The organism is Streptomyces sp. WAC04114 (assembly GCF_019733245.1).
GTDB lineage: Bacteria > Actinomycetota > Actinomycetes > Streptomycetales > Streptomycetaceae > Streptomyces > Streptomyces massasporeus_A.
Genome location: NZ_JAIGQA010000415.1, coordinates 1 through 653 on the forward strand (window position 1 = coordinate 1; position 653 = coordinate 653).

General features: G+C 73.0%; 1 protein-coding gene and 1 pseudogene. Both read left to right on the plus strand.

The window, feature by feature from the left end; translation table 11 throughout:
- Positions 1-420: pseudogene (locus tag K4G64_RS39545) on the plus strand (FAD-binding molybdopterin dehydrogenase); the annotation flags it as partial.
- Positions 417-653, plus strand: a 237-nt coding sequence (locus K4G64_RS39550) for a (2Fe-2S)-binding protein (protein ID WP_221760656.1), incomplete at its 3' end; no start/stop codon positions are given. The pseudogene K4G64_RS39545 and the gene K4G64_RS39550, both read left to right, overlap by 4 nt.

Genomic DNA, 653 nt, shown 5'->3' on the forward strand with positions numbered 1-653 from the left:
GGTGTACGCCGCCGGGTCCGCGTCGTGGACTTCGTGACCGGCGCGGGCCGCAAGGTCCTGGCCGAGGGCGAGCTTCTGCGGTCCATCACCCTGCCCGCCCGCGCCCTCGCCTGCCGTACGGCGTTCCGGCAGGCGTCCCTGTACGGGCTCGGCCGCTCCGGCGCCCTGGTCCTCGGCACCCTGGACCCGGTCGACCACTCCCTCGCGATCACGATCACCGCCTCGACCGTCCGCCCGGTCCGGCTGTGGTTCCCGCTGCCGCCGACGGCGGACGGGCTGCGTACGGCGATCGACGCGGCCGTCGCCGACGACGAGTGGTTCGACGACATCCATGGGCTTCCCGAATGGCGGCGGCACATGACGTTCCGGTACGCGGAGGACATCCGCCGCGAGCTGTCCCACGGTGAGGAGCCGCAGTGAGTTTCGGGATCGAGGTGAACGGCCGGCCGTTCACGCAGGAGCCACGCCCCGGCCAGTGCCTACGGACCTACCTGCGTGAGCGCGGCTGGTTCGGCGTCAAGAAGGGCTGCGACGCGGGCGACTGCGGCGCGTGCACGGTCCACGTGGACGGCGAGCCCGTGCACAGCTGCCTCTACCCCGCCTTCCGGGCCGACGGCCGCGAGATCACCACGGTCGAGGGCCTGGCCTCCGAG